Source organism: Anatilimnocola aquadivae (genome assembly GCF_049819085.1).
GTDB lineage: Bacteria > Planctomycetota > Planctomycetia > Pirellulales > Pirellulaceae > Anatilimnocola.
On the sequence record NZ_CP187419.1, the window covers coordinates 2,682,649 to 2,701,819 of the forward strand.

Below are 19,171 nucleotides of genomic sequence, written 5' to 3' on the forward strand. Positions count from 1 at the left end.
AGCGATATCTATCGCTTGCTGCCAGCCGGCGCTTGAGCCGACCGCTGCTGCGGCGGCGAGGCAACGTACAGCATCGCGTCGTCGATGATCCAAGGCGTGGACATCGAGCGGCCATCGTCCTTGTTCATGACGTTGAAGAAGTACGCCATGAACGTGTGAGCTCGCCAGTTGTAGCTGTACCACGAACCCAGATGATCGGCTTCGGTCAACTTTTCCACGCCGGCCTTCGAGAAGAAATGACAACGGCCATCGGGCGTAAAGCTCATGCCCATCGTGATCCACGATTCGCATTCGTACGTGGGACCGGGCAAGTCGCGACCCCATTCATCGCCACGGATCCGAGCTCGCACGAACGAGTGCTTCTCGTTGTCTTTCAGGTCGAACTGTTGTTCGAGAAAGATGCCCGGCCAGTATTCGTCGCTCTTTCCTTTGGGCGTGTGCCCCATCAAACCGGCGCGAAAACCAAAGGTGTAGGCGTAGCGCATTTCCCACTTTTCGGCGGCGGGTACATAAACCCGCACGACGACGTTGGGCGTCCACGAGACGGGAATTTCGCTGCCGAAGCGCCCCTTCACGTCTTGCAGCAGATCGTCCTGCTGATCGACACCCGACAGCCGGCCGGGAACGCCCGAATAGAGCGTTTGCATCATGATCGAGCCCTTGCTCCCTTCGATGCCACCCTTGGGCGTGGGGACTCGCTTCACGAGATCGGGCGTGCCGCGCTTGGCAGCTTCGACCCAGAGGTAGTTCTTGCTCACGCCACCGGGAGCACGAATGTTCTCGTCGATGTTGTAGCTGCTCTTGGGATGCTGCGGATAGAAAGCCCAATCGTCGGCTTCGAAGTCGTCACCCGTGCGCGGCACCCGCGCTCCCGTTCCCGGCACCACCACGCCTTTTAGCGAGGTCTTCGGCAATGGAGTTCCTGCGGGCACCATGGGTTCGGCCTGAGCCAATTGTCCCAGGGCTAGGGCAGCGGAACCTCCCAGCAGAAACTGGCGGCGAGAGACAGAGTTGGGCATGAGTGACCATCCTCACAAGAGTTGTACGGGGTAGGCGGACGGGTGTTAAACCGTACGGGTCAGGCGGGCTGAAGCGGGAACGAACCGCTTCAGTGATGGCTGTAAAGCCGGCAGGCGCGGAAGGATCCGCAGCACACGATTCATCGGAACCCGACGGCTAGGACCTTGCAGGTTTTCGCGACAGGCGGCACGGCTTGCCTTGTTCCGCGCAATGCCCCCCTGTGCTGGGCGGGCGAGCGGGGCGTGGGACGCCCAGGGTGGCGACTTCTGTCCGGCGGGTGCCCATAGCTGTTTTGGGCCGCTTCCGATAGATTGGGTAGTGCGCAATTGCCTTGAGTCATGCTGGTTACAAGCCCGGCGTGGTCTCCTTTCCCTTGATTGGCTTCCATGACACGCCCCCGAAAATCTCGACCTGACCAGCAAACTCGCCCCTCCGGACGCGCCGCCGCCGAACACGAATCCGCCAGTGCCCAACGACTGCAAAAAGTGCTGGCGGCGGCAGGAGTTGCCAGCCGTCGCGATTGCGAAGAGTTGATTCGGGAAGGCCGTGTCGAAGTCGACCGCCAGGTAGTGACCGAACTGGGCACGCGGGTGGATCCCAGCGCGCAGGAGATTCGCGTCGATGGCGAGCCGCTGCGTAAGCCCAAAAAGGTCTACTTCGCCCTGAACAAGCCTGTCGATGTCGTCTGCACCAACTTCGACCCTTCGGGGCGCATGCGAGTGATCGACCTCGTCCCCAATGACGAGCGAGTCTTTGCTGTTGGTCGCCTGGACCGGGCCAGCGAAGGACTGATCATCGTTACCAACGACGGCCTGTTTGCCAACCACGTCACGCACCCGCGCTACGGCGTTGAGAAGACGTATCTGGTGCGCGTCGCCGGTCGCCCAGGCCCAGAGCAACTTGCGAAGTTGCGCCGGGGTATTCACCTAGCTGAAGGCTTCTGCAAGGTAGAGTCGGTGGCGGTGAAGAGTCGTCACAAGCAGAGCAGCGACTTATTGATTGTGCTCGACGAAGGTCGCAATCGCGAAATTCGCCGCATCCTCGCCAAGGTGGGCCACAAGGTCCTTAAGCTCAAGCGCATCGCCGTCGGCGGACTAAAACTCGGCGCGCTCGAAGCGGGCGAATGGCGAAAACTGGCTCCTGCAGAGATCGAATCGCTGCTAACCATCTCGCGCAAGAAGCGGAAGGAAAAGAAAGCTCCGCCGCCTCGCGAGCAAGAGCCTGCTGCAGAAGCCGAAGCCACGGTGATTCTGGACAGCCCCAAAAAGATCACGAAGAAGCCACCGGCCGCTGTTGCTCCTGCCCCGAAGGCAGCAAAGCCCGATGCCCCGGCGAAGAAGCCGCCAAGCGCCGGTACCATTGCCGCGAAGTTGCTCGCCGGTCAGGACTTCGAAGACGAAGACGAGGATTTCCTCGATAGCTTTGCCGACGATGATTTTGATAGCGACGGCGAAGATGATTTCGCTGGCCAAGAAGACAGCGACGACGATGAAGATGATGACGGCGACGAGAACTTCGTCAAGCGCACCGTCGTTATGGAAGAGATCACCGACGACGATGGTCCACCCCGCTCGGGGCCGGCACCGCGCGGCGACGTGATCGACTTCGACGAAGATGCTCCCCCGCCGTTGCAACCAGCACGCGTGCGTGAGCCTGCCTCTGCCCGGGCCAAACCGCGCCCAACGCGGGAGCGAGAGCCGGCCCGTGAGCGAGAGCCACGCAATCGCGGCCAGGAAGGACGTGGGCCTCGGGAAGGTCGGCCTCAAGAACGCCGGCCTCAAGAAAATCGCCGCCAGGAAGCCCCGAATCAAGAACGAGAGCCTCGTGCGAAGCGCCCTGCGAGAGAGGGCGATCAATCGGGTCCGCTGCGTGCGGAGCCTCGCCCTGGCCACCGCTCGGTATCGGGACACAGCCAACGACGCGGTCAACGACATCGCCAGGAAGAAACCGTCGAAGAAGGACGCGGCGCTCGTGCTCCTCGGCAAGAGTTCGGTCGTGGTGATCGTCGCCCCGCGAAGGGTGCCGGTGAAGGTGGCCGCAGTGGTCGCATGAACCGCACCGCCGGTGGTCGTGGCGAAAACGTCCGTGCTGAAAGCCCGCGCGGCGAAGGTCGCTCGTTGCAGGGCAAGGGCCCGCTGCGTCCCGGCCAAATGACCCGAGTCGGTGGTCGCCACGTGCCCGTGACGGGAGGCGATGCGGGTGACGAACGGCCCGTGAAGTTGCCTCGTCGCCCCGGCAAGCTGGTAGTGAATCGCCCGAAGGAAGATCGCGGGGCTCGCGGCAAGTTTCCCGGCAAGAGTGTCGGCAAAGGCAAACGCGAAGTCTTTGGCGGCGGTAAGGGCGGCAAGAACATTTACGGTAAGAGTGTGCGGAAAAAAGGAAGATCGTCATGAGCGGCGTAGGACACGCCCCCTACCTGGCCGATGCTGCGGTGCAGCGGTCGGTGGAGATTGTCGAAAACGTAGAACTGGCCCGCGATACCTGGCGGGTCCGTTTTCGGTTTCCGGAACTGGCCGCCAAGGTCACCCCCGGTCAATTTGTGATGCTCCGACTGGCGGGATTTAACGATCCGCTGCTTGGTCGACCGCTGGCGATGTACGACGTTCACAACGATGCCAATGGTCAGCCTAGCGACGTCGATGTCGTTTATCTGGTCAAAGGCAAGCTCACCTCCAGGCTGTACCACCTACAACCCGGCCAGCGGCTCGACGTTTGGGGCCCGCTTGGGAATGGTTTTCAGCCCACGGCCACCGACCACCTGATTATGGTGGCCGGCGGCATTGGCCAAACTCCGTTCCTGGCACTGGCCAAGGAGTATCTGGGGCTGCGGTCCTTCGGGTTGCCGCCAAGAAGTGTCAAACCGGCCCAACGAGTCACCTTTTGCTATGGTGCCCGAAACCAAGCCTATTTTGCTGGGGTTGAAGACTTTGCGGCGATTGGTGTTGATGTTCGCCTGGCAACCGACGACGGCAGCCGCGGCAAACGAGGCTTGGTGACCGATCTCGTCCGGGAAGTCCTGGCCGAAGGTCGTGGCCAGCCGCGCATCGTCTGCTGTGGTCCAGAACCCATGATGGAAGCTGTGTCGCATGTGGCGGAAGCTGCCGACGTACCGTGCCAGGTGTCGCTGGAAACGCCCATGGCCTGCGGGGTGGGAATCTGCTTCACGTGCGTCGCGCGGGTGAAGGACGAACACGGAGAATGGGATTATCGCCGCACTTGTGTCGAAGGCCCGGTCTTCGATTCCGCTTGTATCGCCTGGTAGGCCGCGAGATGGTTCGCACGCAAAATGTCCCTCACAATAGGGTTAGGTTGAAATAATTGCATGCGATTTAGTGAGCCGATGAAACAGAATCAAGGCTTGCGACCAATTACACTGTGTTGATGCCAGCTGCGGACAGCTGCATTTGCTTTGGAACTTTGGACGGGTTTGCCACGAGGTACGAATGCACGCCAGCGCGGAACCGGAGCGAATCCTGAGCGAAGAACCTGCCGGCTCAACCGGAAGCAAGGATGCGAGTGCAACATTGAACGCGGCGCTGCCAACCAACCACGAAGTTCCCTCGCCGCCACGTGTGCGTAGCGGCGAACATCGGTTTGGCCAGTACGAGATCAAGTTTCTGATCGGCGAAGATGTGGCCGCTCAGGTGATGGAATGGGCCCGCTCGCATATGTCGCGCGATCCTGTCGCGCTCTGTGATGAGCGCGAGATGTACCATGTCCACAGCGTGTATCTGGATACTCCTGCTCTCGGCGTGTTCGGCCGGGCCGGGGCTCTGCGTACGCGCAAGTATCGCTTGCGTCGCTATGGTAACGAAGAAACCATTTGGCTCGAACGTAAAGCCAAGGTCCGTGGCCGAGTGAAGAAGCGTCGTACGGCTATTACCGACGACCAGCTCGCCTGCTTGCACGCGAATACACCTCCCGCCCATTGGCCCGGACACTGGTTTCGCCGCCGCGTTGTGTTGCGCAAGTTGCAACCCGTTTGTACCGTCACCTACGAACGGTTCGCGCGAGTTGGCCTCACGCCCGAAGGGCCGATTCGCATGACGCTGGATCGAGCCATCGGCGGCAACGGCATCCCCAGTCCCTCTGCAGACGACTGGCAAGTGCCACGCAGTTCGCACTCGGGGTTGAGCCGCCTCAGTGGTCTTTGCATCTTGGAATTGAAGTACCCCACGATATTGCCGGCGCTCTTCAAAGGCGTGATGAGCGACTTTACGCTCGAGCCGTTGAAGGTCAGCAAGTTTCGCACCTGCATGGAAACCTGGGTCGTGCCCTCGGACGAACAATCGGCCGAAGACGACCTTTCCAGTGATGCATCTCGCGCCGTAGCCTAGGCCCCGGTCGATAGAAAGGACCGTATGGAGACCTGGCTGAAAGACGCACTTTTTGCGCCCGTGAAGGACGCTGCCGACCAACTAACTTGGGACGCCATCCTTGCCCGATTGGTAGTTGCCTCGATCGGCGGCTGGCTCGTAGCCGCAGTTTATGCCTGGGGCCGGCGAACCACGCTCAGTGCCTCGACTTTTCCCGGCACGCTCGTGCTGATGACGATTTTGATTGCTATGGTCACGCAAGTGATCGGCGATAATCTTGCCCGCGCGTTCGGGCTGGTCGGAGCACTTTCGATCGTCCGTTTCCGCACTGTGATGCAAGACACGCAGGACGTGGCCTTCGTCATTTTTGCCGTCGCAGTGGGCATGGCCGTTGGCGCGGGTCAGCCCACGGTTTCGTTGATGTGCCTGCTGGGAGTAAGCGTGGCGGCGACGATCTTTCGTTACTTTCCCGCGCAAGTCAATTCCACCGCCGTGGCAACCTTGCATGTTCGCTTGGGGCTTGGTCGCAGCCCGGAAGCAGTGCTCGATCCGGTGATTGGCGATGCCACGACGCAGCGAGAGATGACCAGCGTCGAAACGGCCAAGCAAGGCGCGGCCGTCGATGTGGAGTATCGCATCATCTTGCGGCCGGAGATTTCGCCGGCGGCACTCGTCGCCAAGCTGAATCAGGTCGAGGGCGTTCAGCAGGTGCAGTTCCGCAAGCAAGTTCGCGACGATTAACTACGGCTTCAGATCAAACGTCAAGTCGTTGTCCTTCTCCAGCACAACGTCCGCGGTCAATCCGCTCGTCCCGGTGCTGAAGTACTTCTTGGGGATCGAGCTTTCCAGCGGTCCGCTGGTCAGGGCATCGCCGGCTAGCGGAGGCTGATCGGTCGGAGGCGGCAGCGGCTTTACGGTGACTTTGTACTTGCCCGGTGGGACGCCCGCGTCGGCATAGGTCCGCACGACGAACTTTCCTTGGGCATCGAGTTCGGCCGTCACCGAGCGCGAGCCATCTTCTGATTCAAAACCGATCACGGCCCCCGTCAACGGCTGGCCCTGCATGGTGACGGTGCCATGCACCTTCGCGACCGGCGCCTTGGTAGGGCCGCAACCACCGAGGATGAACAAGCCCACAGACAACACGAGGAACTGTGATAGCCGGCAAAACATAAAACGGATTGACCCGAGAAGATTGCGGAAGTGGAAACGCGAACGGTTGCTTACTGTGTCACATTGCCGTCGTCGCGATTGCACAAATCGTGCAGTTGTTGCAGGGCCATGCTCTCACTTAAGAACCGAACCGAGCCGTCGGCATATAGTCCGTTGATGCCGCCCGGATGAACCGATTGAATGGGACGGTTGTTGCCGTAATAGAGGTCGCCTACTCCCTTGGCGCTGTAATCTCGAAAATTGATGGCATAGCGAACGGTGGTGATGTTCCAGTCCCGTTGATTGTTGGCGTAGGTCGACGGGCCCATCATGAAGCCGTGACCGAAGTCGCTGCGGCAATCAACCTTGGATCCATCGGGCTTAAAGCAATAGCCCGATTGCTCGCCAATTGCCAGCGTGTTGCTGGTTCCATCGGTGATATCGGCAAAGCGAACCTGCTTCGACGAGCAGAGCACCCCAGCCTTCGAGATTCGTCCCGTCGCATTATGCTGATCGCCGTTGCCGTCCTTGTCGGTGACTTCGGTAGCATTTGGATGCGTCGAAGCGCCCGTAATACCCACGTAGGTGCTCGCCATCACTCCCGCCGGAGCTACCGGCGCGTTCCCCTTCATGACAAAACTGGGGAGCGGACTGCTGGGGCAAAACAGAATCTTGATCGTGAGCCCCTTCACCAGGTTGCCGTTGTAGTTGTTGCCGAACGAGCCATTGAAATAAACGACACCCGTTTGCCCGGCAGTCGTTCCTTGAATATCCAGCTTGTCGTACAGCGAGCCCTGTTCCGAATACGGAAGGATGATCGGCATCCAAGAGACGCCGTAGTTCCCGGTAGTCCCCTTGGCCGGTTGACCACCGGGAGGCAGGTTCTTGAAGGTCGATTCGTAGTTGTGCATTGCCAGCCCCAATTGCTTGAGGTTGTTCTGGCAGGACATTCTCCGCGCCGCTTCGCGCGCGGCCTGTACAGCGGGCAATAGCAGCGCGACAAGCACGCCGATAATGGCAATCACGACGAGCAACTCGACCAGAGTGAAGCCGCGCAGGCGGCTTCGGCATCCAACAGGACGCAGCACGGTCCGCGCAGCTAATTTGCAATACGCAGCTGGACCTGGATTTGTTTGGTGCTGGTGATGCTGGCGGGTGAACGCCAGCGTGGGGTTGTTGCGTATAGCGAGAGGCGTCGGTTTTCTTTCTGGGCGTGAGTCGGAGACTCTCGAATGCAACATGCAGATATTCCACGGGTGGCGACGATTGGCAAGGCGGCGGCGATGCAGCAATTGGTGCAGTCACTGGGCAACTTGCCAGACCCACGTACGGACCGCCGGCCGGTGCATTCGCTGACGAACATTCTGGCGATTGCCTTGTGCGCCATGGTTGCCGACTGCGACTCGTGGGAGGACATGGAGGATTTCGGGCACGAACGCCAAGCCTGGTTCGAAACCTTCCTCTCGCTCCCCCACGGCATTCCCTCGCGCGACACTTTCCGCCGTGTCTTCGCCCGCCTCCAGCCGAGGCCCTTTCAACAAGTGCTGGTCACGTTTATCGAGTCGCTGCGTGAACCCACTCCTGACGACGAAGGCGCCGACGATCAGCACTTCGCAATCGACGGCAAGACGTTGCGTTCGAGTTTCGACCGCGCCGCCGAACAGTCATCGCTGCATCTGGTGCAGGCAATGAATACCGGCACGCAGTTGATCGTGGCTCAAGCGCCGACGCATACCAACGGTGACGAAGAAGTGAAAAAAGGGAACGAAATCACGGCCATTCCGCAGGTTCTCGAACTGCTCGACCTCCGCGGCGCGGTCGTCACCATCGACGCCATCGGTTGCCAAACCAAGATCGCCGCGCAGATCGTCGCCGACGGCGGCAACTACCTGCTGGCCCTGAAGGACAATCACCCCACGCTGCATCGGCAAGTGCTTGAATACTTTCTGCAACTGCACGCTGAGCCGCTGCCAGGCGAGGTTTTTACGCTGGAGACTAACGAGCCTCGCGCCCGGGGACGCAACGAGGAACGTTACTACACCGCTGCGCCACTCCCGGCTGGGTTGTTCGGTCAAGACAACTGGGCGGGACTACAGTCGTTGGTACAAACCACGACCACGATCAAGCATGCCGACAAGACGACCATTGATAGTCGCTACTTCCTGAGTTCGCTCCCGCCCAGCGAGATTGAAAAGATCGCACGCTGCACGCGGCGGCACTGGTGGATCGAAGCGACCCACTGGGTGCTCGACGTGACGTTCGGCGAAGACGCCTCGCACGTCCACCAAGGCCACGCCGCGGAGAACCTCGCCACCCTCCGCCGGGGCGCGCTGGGCCTGCTCAAGGCCTATCAAAATAAACCGGCTCATTTCCGCAAAAAGACGCCCCCCAGCCTGAAATCGCTCCGCAAACAAGCCGGCTGGTCAACCACCGTTCTCGCAAACATCGTCACCCAAAGAACTTGAAGTGCGCGGACCGTGCAGGACGCAGCAAAGTGTGAGTCATAAATAGAGAGATTTAGAGAGAGTGCAGGGTAGGAAATCTCGTGGTGCTAAGCTTAACCAACGTGCGAAGACGGTACAATCAAAGTTCGTAGAACTCGTGGGCGGCTTTGGTTCTCATGGACAAATCTCAGAAATCGCTCTTTGAAACCGAGCCCGATCCGTGGACGCTCGACGCCAACAGCGAGCAGCAAGTCGCGGAAATCGTCTTTGCCGATCCGCCCCACGGGCCCTTCTCTTATCGCATTCCGGCCACACTGCGAACGCCACTCGCCCCGGGTCAGCGTGTTCAAGTGCCACTGGGCAAGGGAAATCGCGGCGTCATTGGCTACTGCCTGACCGCTGGCCCCAAGGCCGTCGGCAGTCGCCCGCTTAAGGAAGTACTGGCCGTCGTCGATCAGCAGTCGCTTCTGTCGCCGGCGATGGTTCGCCTGGCGCAGTGGATGTCGGAGTATTACCTTTGCCCACTGGGGCAAGTGTTGCACGCCGTTCTGCCCGCTGGCGTGCGCGGCCAGGCGGGTACGCGGGAGATGACCTTTTTGAGTGTGCCGGCTGAGATCGCACTGCAACTCGATCAACTGAAGATCCCTGCCAAGCAACTCGATGCCCTCAAGATACTCGCTGCCTCGCCCCGCCCCCTCACGCCGCCAGAACTGGCCGCCGCGGCGAAGTGTACGCTGGGGCCCATCAGCGAGCTGCGCAAAAAAAAGCTGGTCAAGGCGGAAGTGCAGCGGATTCAGCAGCTGGATCTCGAACTTCCGGCGACACCCCGCGAAGAGCATCTGAATCTGAACACCGATCAGCAAGCGGCTCTCGATGTCATTATCGAGGCCCTCGAACGGCGTCAGCATCGGGCTGTTCTCATGCATGGCGTGACCGGCAGCGGCAAGACCGAAGTCTACATTCGCGCGATCGACGAAGTGCTGCGTTTCGGTCGGCAAGCGATCGTGCTCGTGCCAGAAATCAGCCTCACGCCGCAAACGAAGCAACGGTTCAGTTCGCGGTTCGGCAATGTCGCGGTGCTGCATTCGCACCTGAGCGATGCGGAACGACATTGGCACTGGCAACGGATCGCGCGCGGCGAAGTGCAGGTCGTCATTGGTGCCCGCAGCGCCGTGTTTGCCCCCACACCGCAGTTGGGGCTGATCGTCATCGACGAAGAGCACGACCATTCGTTCAAGCAGGGAGAGTCGCCCCGCTATCACGCCCGCGATGTGGCCCAGCGAAGAGCGCTGGCCGAAAATGTTCCGCTGGTCCTGGGAAGTGCCACGCCAGCGCTGGAATCTTGGCAGGCAGCGATTCGCGGTGACTTTCAGCTGATCGACATGCCGACGCGGGTGAGCAATCGCCCGCTCCCGGACGTGGCGACGATCGATCTGCGCACGGAGTTTCAAAATCGGCGCAGTCGCGGGGCGATCAGCCGGCAATTGCAGCAGGCCATGGAGCACGCGCTGCGAGAAGATGGCCAGATCATCTTGCTGCTGAATCGCCGCGGCTTCAGCACGCACATTCAATGTCCCAGCTGTGGCTACGTGGCCAATTGTCCGCACTGCAGCATCGCGCTGACGCATCACCGCGAAGGGGAGCGAATTGTCTGTCACTACTGCGATCATCAGGAGCGGGCGCCCGCGAAATGTCCCGACTGCAAGTTCGATGGCATTCGCTACAGCGGTCTTGGCACCGAACGGCTCGAAGCAGAAGTGAAATCCCGGTTCGGGCACGTGCCTGTCCTGCGCATGGATAGCGACACCATGCAAAAGCCCGGCAGCCACGAGCAGGCACTCGCGAAGTTTCGCGCCGGCGAGATCAAAATTCTGCTCGGCACGCAGATGATCGCCAAGGGACTCGACTTTCCGAACGTCACGCTCGTCGGCGTGGTGAATGCCGATACCGCGTTGCACTTTCCGGACTTTCGCGCCGCCGAGCGGACCTTTCAACTGGTCACGCAGGTCGCCGGGCGAACCGGGCGAGGTGATAAAGGTGGCCGGGTACTGGTGCAGACTTTCAGCCCCGAGCACTTTGCGATTCAAGCAGCCCTCAAGCACGACTACGCTCTGTTTGCGAATACAGAGTTGCCCGTGCGACTCGATCACGGCTATCCACCCCACACCAGCCTCGTCAGGCTGATTGTCCGCGGCGACGAAGAGTCCATCGTCGAAGCGTTCGCCGAGCAAACGGCCGACCGTTTTCGCCAGGCCCTCGAACTGGCCCAGACACCGCATCGAATTCTGGGTCCGGCCCCCTGCCCGATCGCTCGCCTGCGCGGAAAGTTTCGTTTTCATGCCCTGCTAAGTAGCGCGCAGGGCGAGTTGCTGCGGCAGGCAGTTGCCAAGGTCGCCACATCGCTCCAAGCGCCCGCTGAGGTACAATGGGTGCTCGACGTCGACCCGCTCGATTTGCTGTAGCGGAGACTCGTTGTCATCATTCCCGCCCTCCCCTACCCCGCCCGACTGCGACCCAGCTTTGAGTACGTCCGTTCAACGACGAATTGCCGTCATCGGCGGCGGCATCACCGGCCTGGCTGCCGCCCATCGGCTGCAAGAATTGCTGCCAGCTGCCAGCGTCTCGCTGTTTGAAGGAAGCGACCGACTTGGCGGTGTGCTGCATACCGTCGAGCGCGAGGGCTACTTGATTGAACGCTCGGCGGACATGTTCAACACCCGCGAGCCCTGGGCACTCGATCTCGCCAAACGCGTGGGACTGGGCGATGAGCTGATCAATACCGATCCGCGTTATCGGCGCGCCTTCGTTGTCCATCGAGGGCAACTGATTCCCGTGCCGGAAGGTTTTACGCTGATGTCGCCGGCCAAGGTTTGGCCGATTTTGAAGACCCCGCTCCTCAGCCCACTCGGCAAATTGCGGCTGGCCAGCGAGTACTTCATTTCGCGCAAGCGCGACGAGTCGGACGAAAGCTTGACTTCGTTCGCGCTCCGCCGCTTTGGCCGCGAAGCTTTCGAACGGTTGATTCAACCCTTGATCGGCGGCATCTACACGGCTGATCCCGATCGCCTAAGCATGCAGGCGACGCTGAAGCAGTTTGTCGACTACGAACGGAAACATGGCAGCCTGATTCGCGCGATGCGAGCGAATCAGCCGAAGAAGCCGGGCAAGTCGCTCGAAGCGGCCAGTAGTGGTGCCCGCTATGGACAGTTCCTCGCGCCGCGCCTGGGCATGAGTCAATTCATCCAGGCCATCGCCGCGCAACTGCCGCCGGAGTCGATTCACCTCAATGCTCGCATCGAACGACTCGAACGGACTCCGGCCGGCAGTGGCGTCAACTGGTGCCTGTTCGTGAAGGGCTCCCCTGCCCCGCTCACGTTTGACGATGTTATCGTCGCTTCACCGGCTCATGCGTGTCCGCCGGTGATTGAGCGCGTCGCACCGCAACTGGCGTCGCTCATCAAACTCATTCCGCATGCAGGCTGCAGCGTGGCCGTGATGGGTTACCAGCGAGCGCAGTTCGAGCATCCGCTCGATGGCTTTGGCTTCGTTGCGCCGCGAATCGAGAATCGCCGGATCATCGCCGGCAGTCTGGCGAGTGTGAAGTTCGCCGGCCGAGCACCCGACGGCAAAGTGCTGCTGCGAGTCTTCATCGGCGGCGCGTTACAGCCTGAACTGAACAACCTGGATGACGCGGCAACCGAACAGCTCGTGCGCAAGGAAATTGGCGAGTTACTGGGCGTGAAGGGTGAGCCCGAGTTCTGCCAGATCAATCGCTGGCAAGGCGTGATGCCGCAGTATCACGTCGGGCATTTGGATCTCGTCGCCAAGATCGACGCAGCAGCTAGCGCCATTCCCCACTTCGCCCTCGCCGGCAATGCTTACCACGGAGTTGGCATCCCCTTCTGCGTTCACAGCGGCGAGCAAGCAGCTGCACGAATCGCCGCGGCACCCTAGGCCGGCAGCAATTGCACTCACGCACTTACGCCTGATCGAACAAGTGCGCAACGTCGTCTTGGCCGACCTTCCAACCTGCGAAGCAACCAAGGATACCGCATTTCGCGCAACGCACGCCGATGTAGATCCATTGGATGGACGTGGGCGAGTCGGCGTACTGCGAGAAGCCTACCCCGATGTTGCCCACCTTGGATTTGCATTCGATGCATCGCCACTGTTCGGGCTCTGCGTCCTCCCAGTACTCACCACTATCGCAGATGAAGTGCTCTGCTTTGCATTTGGCACACACTCGCTGGGCGACACCTTCGTTGTCGTCGGCCCGCAGTTGGAACTCGACTGAGCCGCATTTACAGGTTGACAGGCGAAACTGATGGACCTCACAGCCTTCTTCGGCGTACGCCTCGAGAAAACCGCGAACGTCCATCGGTTCGCTGCCGATCCACCATTTGCCGGAAGTGTCAATGCTCATGTGCGCCCTGGGCGGGATAACGGATCAATCTTCACTGGCCGGAACGGCGCGGGTCGATTGCAGCGGCGGGATATGGCTCTGCCGCAGACCGCCGCAGTTGCTCGTCAAGGGCAGCCCGCAGCTGCTCGTGGGTGCGATTTATGTAGCCTCGCTCGATGAGCTCGTACTCGTCGTCAGCCCAGGCGAGGAAGTTGTGCATCTCAGTTCCCACCGCGTTGGCGTGCCGACGGGCGAAACCCTCCAACCGCGAAAGCGCGTCCCGCAACGGGATCGCGCCCGCACTCACTTGCCGGCGGAACTCTGACAGTGCGGGTCGAAGCGACGTCGGATTCGCATCAGTGGCAAGCTGCTCCAGCAGCGCGAGTACGTCGGCATCATTTCTGCCGGAGAGGGACAGGTCGATCAACTCAATGGGAGGCTGAGGTAGCTCGGCGATGGCCTCGTCTGCCCAACCTACGATGGATGCCTGCGACGCTAGGGTCAATTCAAAGCGTGCCGCCTGCTCGGCGGCACGGTCGGCGAGGTTGCTGATCTGCAAGGGCATAACGACACCAATCACGCGGTTGCAGCGAGTGACATGACCATTGGAAAACGCGTTACCGGCAACTCGCGTGCATTGGATTGTTCTGCGATCATTTTTGATCTTGATTGGGCCGTTCTGGCCTCATAAGTTGCTGGAGCATCGCAAAGTTGAGGGCCATAACAAAAATTCCTGGGATGGTCCTAAGGTAGCGATCATACAGAATTAACTCGTCGATCAACTCCTTGGATTGCGTGACGGCCAGTTTCTCCTGGATAGGGATCGCCAGCGCGAGTGTAGCGACGAAAATTACAAGGGTGAGCAATGCCGCGGCAACACGCAGCGTGCGTGAGATGGCGGGGTGTCCGAACCAGATCATCAAGATGCTAATAGGGACACTGAGAAAGAAGACCGGGACAAAAAATAGGAATATGCGACCATCGATAGATTGGTGGAAGGCAGGAAACTCGGCCGGACCAATGAGCTTCCACGCGGGGTAGTTCATCACGCCTTGCATCACACCTCCGCCGAACGCATATACGCTCGTCAAAAGATAGAGGGATGTCAACGCGTTTCTGAAAGTCATCAGTACACTTCAATCGTGTTAAGGGCTTTACGCAGAACTAATGTTTCTTTTGCACGTAATCGTGTTAACGTAGATCGGCGAAATGGTCTCGGCAAGCGCGCATGTGCTGAATTGCAAAGTGGCTCCACAGATATTTGCCCGCGCGAGGGGAACTGGCATCTCTGGCGCGTGACGATCAGCTCAGCTCTGCGAAGCTTCGGGCTCCGTGCGAGGGTCTCCTGGAACTGGTGCCATTCTGAGGTGGCGCTGGGCAACCAGCCTTCGAAATCGATTTGAACTCCAGCCGGCCTGGCGAGGAACCTTACCGCATAAGACCAGGAGAAGACATGGGTGAGTACCCCCATGCCACCCGGCCGGCTACACAGCTTCGAAGCTAATCCCTGCCAACTCGGGAGGGATGAACTCTTTGGGGACGTAATCACCCGCAATGGAGGAGTAGCAGACTCCGGCGACGAACGATGGCATGCCGAGCTCGGCGACGAGGGCGGCGTGCCGCTCGAACTCGCCGGGGACGTCGGGCAACTCGTCCTCCAGCAGGTCGGCGCGTAATAACTCCTCGACTTGATCAGCCCGGTCGGCGCGACCGAATGCCTCGCAAAGCGCCTCGGCGTTTCCGCCCTCGGGCGGACGCGGCTCCGAATCCGGGTCGAAGTACGCCGGACTCGAATCGTAGCGGTCAGCACTTGGCCGTTTTGGAACAGCCACAGGTAGAGCACGTCATCGTCATGGAGCACGACCGCCAGTGCCGAGCAGGAGAGCGCCGCAGTGACGTCCTTCCCCAGTTCCTCAATGGTGTTGCTATCCTGCTCGTCCATCCCCTTGTCAAACACGACCGTGAAGCCGTGGATCGTAGGGCTAAGGAACGCCGCGCGGTTCAGACGCCGCAATTCGGCCAGCAGAGACGGTCGCTCCGGGTGATAGACGGTCAGGTTCGAGTAAAAGAGGCCCATTCGCTCCACTCGCTTGAAGGCCGATCGACCAGGCTTAGCAGCGGCGGGGCTGCTGAGCGACAATGAACCTCGGCAAGCCTACCTGCGGCCCCGGTCTGCTGCAGCACCTGTTTCGGCGTCTTGGCTGCCCCCGCCCGGTGCCAACGCCCACTCCACGATCTGCTCGGGGGTGGGGTCGTAGTCGCCCATCTGCCGCCCGCCGCCCCAGGTGTTGGTGCGGGTGTCGTAGTCGGGCGGGTAGAAGATTAGGTTGGACGCTCCGTCCAGCGGCACGTTGGCGTCGAACACCACCATGTACGCCTCGTGCTGGTCGAAGAACTCGTTGGTCGGCATGGCGCGCCGAACGACCTCGACCAGCTCCGCCCTCGTGACGCCGGGTGCGGGCTTGATGAGCCGGTAATACAGTACGTTGCGCACGTAGTCCTCGTGGTCCTGGCCGCCGTAAATGCCCTGGAACTCAGCCATCGGGATGTCGGTGCCGGCCAGCCGGTTGAACTCGGCCCGCGTGTCCTCGTCGGGGTTGCCGTCGAGGTGGGCCGCCAGCTTGGCCAGACGGGCGACAAGCCGCTCGTCGAGGGTGGGCGGCATCAGTTCTGGCCGAAGCTCCACCACTTGGAAGCCCTCCGCAGCCGAACTAGAAGTGGACAGAACACATTCTGCCTACTGCAGCTTGCTCTTCTGTCTATTCCCAGTCGCTATACTCTTGCGCGAACCAGCGAACCACTCACTGGACGAGGACTAAATTAACCAGCTTGGCCGGACGTGTCAAACCTTAGCTCCTCAATGCCAGAGTGTGTAAATGTTAGCCCGCAAGCCCTCCGCCGCCGAACTAATCTTTCACTTGCACGTAATCGTGTTAACGTAAACCGGCGATTAGGATCACGGAAAATATTGTTACGATGTGTTGACTTAATGTCAAGTACATTTTAATATTTTGCTGGCTGATCGGCGGTGCCGAGCGAGCAGGTTAACCGGTAGGCAACTGCGACCCGGCGAGCAAGGGTTCGCGCTGGCACGGGAAGGTTTTGTACGGTGGGCGGAAACCGGAGTTGAGCGATGCTTGATCTGCAGAGAGATGGTCAGGTACGGAGTACCTGGACCTACGGGAGGAAGAGAGTGAACCACCCGGTTAGGGACTGTTCAGGAAGCGGAGTGAACAGGGCCCAAAGTGGTTATCAGACGGTTATCGGCAAAAGGCTGATTTGCGCGTGTTTGTGAGCGGAAGCCATTGGAGCAGAGCAGGTTAGGGAGACGGGTGAGATTGAGATTATCGCGCAAAAAGTTATCAAAACGGGTTGTCGGCGAGGCTGAACGAGGACTGTTCAGCAGAGGTTTGGCCCGGAGGAGTCGGGGCGGGTGAGGAAGGCTTGGCAGGGAAGATTCGGCAGACCAGAAGGTCTGCCGCCACGAGGAAGCGCAGAGCCACCCGTTTAGGGACTGTTCAGGCAGGAGTGAACAGCGGTGAAAGTGGTTATCAGCATTTCCGCGGAATATGCGGTCTGATTCGCGCAAGGTAATTGCTGGTTGGAACTTCGATCAAGTGCTTATCGCGAAAAAATGATCGAAAAAGTTATCAAAAATGGTTATCAAGGGCTGTGGCAGAACAGGTGTCTTAAAAGGGGCGTGACTTATGCCTATTGAGCGACTGGACTATGCCGATGGCGGCTGGTGTGAGCAAGAGTACGTCGATGGAAAACTCCATGGTCGCTGGACCGTGTATTTTGCGACGGGAAGAAAGAGTTGGGAACGGGATTACCAGCGAGGTCGAAAGGAGGGCTACGAGCGGACCTGGGATGAATCAGGAAATCTACGCGAGGAGCGGCATTATCACCTTGGATGTTTACATGGCTGGTGGCGTCGTTGGGACGATAACGGCGTTGAGGAAGTGATCGGTGAGTTTCAGCTGGGGATCGAGCTTTCGAGTGAGAAATGGCTGGCCTGGCCGCACAGCAATTGGGAGCGAATTCTTCCCTATGTTCGCTGGGAACCGGAGCAATTTCGGCCTCAGCTGAAAGCCGTGGAACGCAAGCTGGCGTTGCCGAGCAGTTGCCTGACTCGCGACGAGTCGTGCCCCTTCCGCGACGAGTTTGGCGCTTCGTATTTCAGCTATGTCAATCTGGTTGGGGCAGAAGAGGACTGGCCGACCCATGAGGGCGTGCCGCTCATTCCGTTAGTGCAGATCGACTGCCGGGCCATTCCGCGGCTGCCGCACTTTTTGACGGGAGTCGCCTACCTGACGATGTTTGCCCGATCGGATCCGCAAGAGTTCAGCGACCTGGTGATTCGGACCTATCGCACGGGCGAAACGCTTCGCCACATTCTGCCGCCGCCGGGAGCGATTGTCGAACAGCCGCATTTCATGAAGATATTGCCGGCCGAAGCGACCTATCCTCATGACAACGATTTGCCGCGTGGCCTGCGCGCCTTGCTCGAAGATGAACAGCCTGACTCACCCATACTGAAAGAAACAAGCGGCCGTTTCTCGTCGCGCTTCGGAGGCTGGCCCGCCTGGCTGCAAGAGTCCGGAGTTTACTCTTACGGCGAATTTGTCCTGCAACTTGACCGGTTCGACGTCGAGACCTTGCGCGGAGGCGCTAGCGCCATTCACTATTTCTTTCTCAATGGCAGCGACTGGACTTGGGCCTCGGAGTCACTCAGTCCGCTCTATCATCCGAGCGGGCCGCGTTGAGGTGCTGCAATGCTATTGGCAACAGACAATGACTCGGCGAGCGACTCGCTACGGAATCGAGACCGGTTCGCCGTCGTCGCGGTGGGCGAGCCGATCCAAGGTGGTGAGGTCCGTCGTTACGCTGAGCGATTTGACGGAGCCGTCGCCGAGCACGAACTGGCACACGCCCGGATGCCAACTGCCGAACTGACCGCTCGTGGCATTCAGGTCGCGGGCGATCGGGGCACCGGTGCCGAGCTTCTTGAACGACGCGCCGTGGTCGCCGTTCCAAATCGAGCCGTCGGTATTGGTCGCGGGGCGACGGACGTGCTTCTCGCCAATGAAGACCACGTTACTAAGGCCATCGCTGATGTTGGCGAACTTCAGGAATGGCGGGCCCTTGTATTGAAAGGCTCCGTTCGCGCGGTCGGCATCGAGCGTGCTGTTGAAGCCCGTCCAATAGTCGTTGGTTCCCGGCGGCGAGCCCGCACAGGTGGTGTAGTCGCCAACGCCACCCGGCGTATGCGGCGTCATGCCGTTTTGATGGGCATCGCCCGAGGTGGAGATGAGCGGTTTGCTTCGCTCGCGTGAGGGGCACAAATAGAACTTGAACGTCGTCTCGCGAACCGCTTGAGGCTGTTGGTAGTACTCCAGCTTGAGGTCCCACTTTTCGTAGTGGTTGCGGGACTCGATGAAGGGCAACAGCAGCAGAAAGACAGTCTCGCGAGTATCGAGTCGCGTGTAGGGAATCGTCTGATGGACATCGTGAAAATTCTGAACGGCAAGACCCTGTTGCTTCAGGTGATTGACGCACTGCGTGCGCCGGGCCGCCTCGCGGGCCGATTGCACCGCGGGAAGCAACAGCGCGACCAACACGCCGATGATCGCAATCACGACGAGCAACTCGACGAGAGTAAAACCGAGATTCCGTCCGCCGTTGCCACGCATGAATTGTCCTCCGCCCGTTCGAAACAACTTTCGCAGCCGAAGCAAATCCTAGACGCCAGTCGGGGAATAAGTCAAACTTTGGCTGCTTCATTCCGACTTGAAAACTTCGCCTGCTGGCAATTCCTCTCCCCACACCTGTGCACC

The 19,171-nt window shown here is 60.0% G+C and carries 17 protein-coding genes; 8 read left to right on the forward strand and 9 right to left on the reverse strand.

The genetic code is table 11. The features are described from left to right. Window positions 1-8: 8 nt before the first annotated feature. Window positions 9-1,019 carry a hypothetical protein gene (locus NA78x_RS10900; RefSeq protein ID WP_425618474.1) on the reverse strand — a complete coding sequence of 337 codons (1,011 nt, stop codon included), beginning with the start codon at window positions 1,017-1,019 and terminating at the stop codon, window positions 9-11. A gap of 387 nt (window positions 1,020-1,406) precedes the next feature. Between NA78x_RS10900 and NA78x_RS10905 the strand changes: the two genes are divergently transcribed. The 4 genes from NA78x_RS10905 to NA78x_RS10920 all read left to right on the forward strand — a co-directional run bounded on the left by NA78x_RS10905 (window position 1,407) and on the right by NA78x_RS10920 (window position 6,077). Beyond that, window positions 1,407-3,413, forward strand: a complete 2,007-nt coding sequence (locus tag NA78x_RS10905; protein ID WP_425618475.1) for a pseudouridine synthase — start codon at window positions 1,407-1,409, stop codon at window positions 3,411-3,413. Further along, window positions 3,410-4,282: a dihydroorotate dehydrogenase electron transfer subunit gene (locus NA78x_RS10910; protein ID WP_425618476.1), complete on the forward strand. Its 873-nt coding sequence runs from the start codon at window positions 3,410-3,412 to the stop codon at window positions 4,280-4,282. Before NA78x_RS10905 ends, NA78x_RS10910 begins: the two co-directional genes overlap by 4 nt. A 181-nt stretch (window positions 4,283-4,463) precedes the next feature. Further along, window positions 4,464-5,357, forward strand: a complete 894-nt coding sequence (locus NA78x_RS10915; RefSeq protein ID WP_425618477.1) for a polyphosphate polymerase domain-containing protein — start codon at window positions 4,464-4,466, stop codon at window positions 5,355-5,357. 24 nt (window positions 5,358-5,381) lie between these two features. Continuing rightward, a complete protein-coding gene (locus NA78x_RS10920; protein ID WP_425618478.1) occupies window positions 5,382-6,077 on the forward strand; it encodes a DUF4956 domain-containing protein in 696 nt (231 codons plus the stop codon). Here NA78x_RS10920 and NA78x_RS10925 read toward each other — a convergent pair whose 3' ends face one another. Together NA78x_RS10925 and NA78x_RS10930 are read right to left on the reverse strand one after the other, a co-directional pair. Beyond that, complete coding sequence (locus tag NA78x_RS10925; RefSeq protein ID WP_425618479.1) at window positions 6,078-6,509, reverse strand: carboxypeptidase-like regulatory domain-containing protein; 432 nt, start codon at window positions 6,507-6,509, stop codon at window positions 6,078-6,080. It lies immediately after the preceding gene. 50 nt (window positions 6,510-6,559) lie between these two features. Then, a complete protein-coding gene (locus NA78x_RS10930; RefSeq protein ID WP_425618480.1) occupies window positions 6,560-7,576 on the reverse strand; it encodes a DUF1559 domain-containing protein in 1,017 nt (338 codons plus the stop codon). Between the two features lie 144 nt (window positions 7,577-7,720). Between NA78x_RS10930 and NA78x_RS10935 the strand changes: the two genes are divergently transcribed. From NA78x_RS10935 to hemG, 3 genes are all read left to right on the forward strand, one after another. Further along, complete coding sequence (locus NA78x_RS10935) at window positions 7,721-8,953, forward strand: ISAs1 family transposase (protein ID WP_425613630.1); 1,233 nt, start codon at window positions 7,721-7,723, stop codon at window positions 8,951-8,953. Between the two features lie 155 nt (window positions 8,954-9,108). After that, the gene (gene priA / locus NA78x_RS10940) at window positions 9,109-11,394 is read left to right on the forward strand and encodes a replication restart helicase PriA (RefSeq protein WP_425618481.1); all 2,286 of its coding nucleotides are present in this window, start codon (window positions 9,109-9,111) and stop codon (window positions 11,392-11,394) included. Window positions 11,395-11,452: 58 nt separating this feature from the next. Beyond that, complete coding sequence (hemG, locus tag NA78x_RS10945; RefSeq protein WP_425618482.1) at window positions 11,453-12,886, forward strand: protoporphyrinogen oxidase; 1,434 nt, start codon at window positions 11,453-11,455, stop codon at window positions 12,884-12,886. Between the two features lie 25 nt (window positions 12,887-12,911). On the opposite strand, the gene NA78x_RS10950 is transcribed toward hemG, so the two are convergent. The 5 genes from NA78x_RS10950 to NA78x_RS10970 all read right to left on the reverse strand — a co-directional run bounded on the left by NA78x_RS10950 (window position 12,912) and on the right by NA78x_RS10970 (window position 15,999). Next, window positions 12,912-13,355, reverse strand: a complete 444-nt coding sequence (locus NA78x_RS10950) for a hypothetical protein (RefSeq protein WP_425618483.1) — start codon at window positions 13,353-13,355, stop codon at window positions 12,912-12,914. A 31-nt stretch (window positions 13,356-13,386) separates the two neighbouring features. Next, the gene (locus NA78x_RS10955; RefSeq protein ID WP_425618484.1) at window positions 13,387-13,899 is read right to left on the reverse strand and encodes a hypothetical protein; all 513 of its coding nucleotides are present in this window, start codon (window positions 13,897-13,899) and stop codon (window positions 13,387-13,389) included. Between the two features lie 88 nt (window positions 13,900-13,987). Further along, window positions 13,988-14,461, reverse strand: a complete 474-nt coding sequence (locus NA78x_RS10960) for a hypothetical protein (protein ID WP_425618485.1) — start codon at window positions 14,459-14,461, stop codon at window positions 13,988-13,990. Between the two features lie 357 nt (window positions 14,462-14,818). Then, window positions 14,819-15,166, reverse strand: coding sequence for a hypothetical protein (locus NA78x_RS10965; RefSeq protein WP_425618486.1), 348 nt, complete (start codon window positions 15,164-15,166; stop codon window positions 14,819-14,821). Between the two features lie 323 nt (window positions 15,167-15,489). After that, a complete protein-coding gene (locus NA78x_RS10970; RefSeq protein ID WP_425618487.1) occupies window positions 15,490-15,999 on the reverse strand; it encodes a hypothetical protein in 510 nt (169 codons plus the stop codon). 1,042 nt (window positions 16,000-17,041) lie between these two features. Here NA78x_RS10970 and NA78x_RS10975 point away from each other — a divergent pair. After that, window positions 17,042-18,100: a toxin-antitoxin system YwqK family antitoxin gene (locus NA78x_RS10975; protein ID WP_425618488.1), complete on the forward strand. Its 1,059-nt coding sequence runs from the start codon at window positions 17,042-17,044 to the stop codon at window positions 18,098-18,100. Between the two features lie 48 nt (window positions 18,101-18,148). Here NA78x_RS10975 and NA78x_RS10980 read toward each other — a convergent pair whose 3' ends face one another. Beyond that, window positions 18,149-19,027 carry a DUF1559 domain-containing protein gene (locus NA78x_RS10980; RefSeq protein WP_425618489.1) on the reverse strand — a complete coding sequence of 293 codons (879 nt, stop codon included), beginning with the start codon at window positions 19,025-19,027 and terminating at the stop codon, window positions 18,149-18,151. Window positions 19,028-19,171 lie beyond the last annotated feature (144 nt).